Genomic DNA, 4,284 nt, shown 5'->3' on the forward strand with positions numbered 1-4,284 from the left:
CTTTCACCAATACTTGATCCCTTCATAATGATTGAGTTAGCAATTATTGAATCTTTCCCAACTAATACATTTGGAGAAAGGATTGAGTTTTTAATACTGCCACGTATAATACAACCATCACAAATCATGGCATTTTCAACTACAGATTCTGTCGATAAGAATTGTGGTGTGGTTATCGTATTTCTTGAGAAAATTGGCCAACCCTTGTCGCGGATTTGTAATGGATGTTCTTGATCAAGCACTTCCATATTTGCTTCCCATAATGAGTCGATTGTACCTACGTCTTTCCAGTAACCATCGAATGAATAAGCAAACAGTTTCTCATCATTATTTAAATAAGCAGGAATAACATTTTGACCAAAGTCTTCCATGCCTTCAGGGTCTTGCGTCAAGTATTCACGTAATTTGTCCCATGTAAAAATATAAATCCCCATTGAAGCTAAATTACTCTTTGGGTTTTCTGGTTTTTCTTCAAACTCAACGATTTTTCCTTCGTCATCAGTGTTCATGATACCAAAACGAGAGGCCTCATTCATGGGTACTGGTTTAACGGCAACAGTACAATCGGCGCCATTTGCCTTATGCGCTGCTAACAGCGGTGCATAGTCCATTTTATAAATATGGTCTCCTGAAAGAATTAATACATATTCAGGATTTTTACTATCAATAAAAGACACATTTTGATAAATGGCATTTGCCGTACCATTAAACCATTTTTCTCCATCACTAGAAGAATAGGGTTGTAATACGAAGGCACCACCATCGCGTGTATCTAAGTCCCAAGAATCACCATTCCCAATGTGGTCATTCAAAATCATCGGTTCATATTGTGTCACGACACCAACAGTTGTAATCCCTGAATTCATACAGTTACTCAAGGTAAAATCAATAATTCGATATTTACCACCAAAAGGAACAGCTGGCTTAGCAATACTTTTTGTCAACTTTCCTAAGCGAGTACCTTTACCACCGGCAAGAATCATAGCGATCATTTCATTATTTAACATAGTAGCGGAGTTAAACTCCCTTCCCCCTTTTTACATAAGGCACCCACCTAAATATGATGGGATTATGACATTTCAACAAAAACTGTAGTAACGGATCAACCGCTTTAATGGTTTTTCTTATTTGTTGTTTCAGGCGTTAGTTTGATATTTACTGGTTCAAAGGCTATTGCTGCTAGAGATGGTAGATTGATTTCTAGTGAATATGGTTGGCCTTTATGTGGGACCGCCACTGTTTCAAAGTTTGTGGTTTGACTCACCCAATTACCACCAAATGTCTTCATCTCGCTATTTAAGACCACTTGATAAGTACCTGCATACGGTACACCTATTCGATAGTGACTACGTTCAACAGGTGTAAAATTGAAGGCACATACCAACAAGGCATCCGCTGCTTTACCATGGCGTATAAATGATAAGGTGGTTTCTTGATCATCATCAGCTTCGATAATAGTAATACCAGCTTTTTGGTTATCTTGCTCGTGAAGTGCAGGCGTCTCTTTATAAAGCTGGTTCAATTCAGCAACGTAAGATTGGAATTCAGTGTTATACTCACGATCTAGAGATGACCATTCTAACCCTTCATAGAAACGCCATTCCAAGAATTGACCAATTTCATTACCCATGAAGGATAATTTTTTACCAGGATATAGCAGTCGGTAACCTTCAAGGACACGCAAGTTCGCAAACATCTCATAGCGGTTATGATTCGGCATCTTGCCTAATAAAGACTGCTTACCGTGTACAACTTCATCGTGAGAGAAAGGTAAAACAAAATTCTCATCATGCATATACATGAAAGTGAAATTAATTAACTTGTAGTTAGAGCTTCTACCTAAGGCATCAATCCCGAAGAATTTCAAGGTGTCATTCATCCATCCCATATTCCATTTAAAGTTAAATCCTAGACCACCTTGGCTAGTCGGTTTCGTTACCCCGCTCCAAGCGGTAGATTCTTCAGCAATCATTAAGTAAGATGGGTCTCTGAAAAGAATTTCTGTATTGAGTTTCCGTAAAAATTCAAGCCCTTCCAGATTAACGTTATGTCCGTATTTATTCGGCACCCATGGTCCAATGTCATAATCCAAATACAACATATTTGAAACTGCATCAACTCGGATACCATCAAAATGGAAAGTTTCGAGCCAAAATACAGCATTGGAAATTAAGAATGACTGGACCTGCTTACGCCCTAAATCGAAGTTTTTAGTCCCCCAACGTACGTTTTCAGCACGATTAGGGTCTTGGTATTCAAAAGTTGCTGTGCCATCATAGTTAGCTAAAGCATCATCATTTACCACAAAGTGACCTGGTACCCAGTCAACGATGACCCCAATCCCTGTCTGGTGACATGCGTCAACGAAGGACATTAATGGCCCGAAATCATGACCAAAACGACCAGCAATAGAGAAATAACCCGAAATTTGATAACCCCATGAAGCTTCTAATGGGTGCTCCATTAAAGGCATAAACTCAATATGGGTATAGCCCATTTTTTTAACGTAAGGAATCAATTCTGCTTCTAGGTCAGCAAAAGTATAGGCCGAACCATCATCGTGTCTATTCCAAGATGACATATGCACTTCATAAATATTTATCGGACTAGCAAACATATTTGATTGCTGTCTTTCTTTAATCCATTCTTGATCGTGCCACTCGTAAGTTGGTATATCTTGTATCACAGAGGCGTTCTTTGGTGGCACTTCACCGGCAAAGGCAAAGGGATCTTGCTTCTCTCGTTTAACACCATCTTGATCTTCAATGACAAATTTATAAAGGTCCCATTCTTTTGCGTCTTGCATAAAAATAGTCCATGCACCAGTATCCGCAACCTTATCCATTTGCACTTCTGCCCAATCGGAAAAATCTCCTTCCAAGTAAACACACTTGGCGTTCGGTGCCCATACAGTAAACTGGTAGCCTTCTTGGTCATTATTAACTTGTTTCTTAGCTCCCAGAAATTTAAACGCTTCAAAATGATTGCCAATATTAAAATAATACATTTCATCGACCAAGTTTCTATCTTGGATTGATGGGTTTGCTTCTTTTCCTTTAGACAAAATGACTTCCTCCTTACTTAATAACAAATAATATTATTTGCTATCTAAAAATCTGACCTAAAATTTTTCCTTCTACTGGCGTTTTAAATGCTAAATCTAACATTGCTAGCATTGTTGGGCCTTCGTCTACCAAACGCCCACTGGCCAAAGTTTCACCAGCTCTAATCTTAGGGCCTTTTGCCATAAACATTGTCGTATACTTTTCTTTTTTAGGACTATAGCCGTGACTCGCTTTTAATAGCTTGACGCCTGGAATATGTTTATTGGTATCTTCAATGATTGGTCTTTCAACGTCACTTTCAAAGTAATAACCTTCGCTTGCTTCGATTAAGGCAAAACATTCAGGGTCTGCACCTAAAGCGACCGCCTCATCGCGATTATAAAAGGTTTCGATGTATGGTTTTAAAGGTGCTAGTATTTCTTTAAGTTGTACCATTGTGAATGCATCATGATCTTTCACATAGATATAGCAAGACCCGTCCGCCGCTTTTGCATAGACTTTATAATCTTGAATTTCATTTTGTGCCTTTGTTTGAATTAATCCAGCTTCTTTAAATAGATGATTCGGTCTTATAACGACTTGGGTATCAATTTGATAGTGATCACCTAATAAGACGATATGGGCTTCTTTATAGGCAGGCGTTGTTTCAATCGCATGAAATAATTGGCCTAAATGTGCGTCCATTCGCTCAATGGCCGCCTTAGCTTCAGGTGATTTCACGCCAAAACCATGTCGTGTAGAATCAAGGTCAACAAGGTGGATTGCCATCACATCTGGTTGTTCATTTTCAATAGTATCGACTGCTACTGCAGTTACAAAGTCGTCTAATTCTGGTTGTTTAATCCCTGACCGTAAATGACCAAATTTATGATTCTTTTCAATGAGGTATTTAGCTGATGATGCTAATAGGGATACCGCAACTTGAGAGTGCCATTTCCGGTTTGCGAAAATTTCTGCAATATTATAATCAATTGATTTACTTTTACCGGTAACAGGCCATAGGATTGTTGAAACACTCAAACCATTTTCACTTGCGATATCGAATAAGGTTGGTGATTTAATATATTTGGTATACCAGTGCCAATCAGGAGAAATTCGGTTTGGCTGTAAGAGTGTGTTGTTTATAATGCCGTGATCTTTGGGGTATTGACCTGTCACAATTGAGGTATGACACATATAGGTTAGGGATGGGTAAACTGATTCAACTGCCTCTACTAAC

Annotated in this window: 3 protein-coding genes; all 3 read right to left on the bottom strand. The window is 38.7% G+C overall.

All coding sequences use genetic code 11. The features are described from left to right. On the bottom strand, positions 1-1,007 hold a 1,007-nt coding region (locus tag ACRCJ0_RS09925; RefSeq protein WP_431390334.1), incomplete at its 3' end, for a glucose-1-phosphate adenylyltransferase. A gap of 104 nt (positions 1,008-1,111) precedes the next feature. After that, positions 1,112-3,007 (bottom strand): 1,4-alpha-glucan branching protein GlgB, encoded by a 1,896-nt coding sequence (glgB, locus tag ACRCJ0_RS09930; protein ID WP_431390336.1) that lies wholly within the window; start codon positions 3,005-3,007, stop codon positions 1,112-1,114. A gap of 97 nt (positions 3,008-3,104) precedes the next feature. Further along, on the bottom strand, positions 3,105-4,284 hold a 1,180-nt coding region (locus ACRCJ0_RS09935; RefSeq protein WP_431390335.1), incomplete at its 5' end, for an alkaline phosphatase family protein.

The organism is Aerococcus sp. L_32, assembly GCF_050689315.1.

Bases quoted from the DNA above. Each gene is read 5' to 3' on its own strand.
- glgB (WP_431390336.1), bottom strand. From the start codon at position 3,007: ATGTATTATTTTAATATTGGCAATCATTTTGAAGCGTTTAAATTTCTG.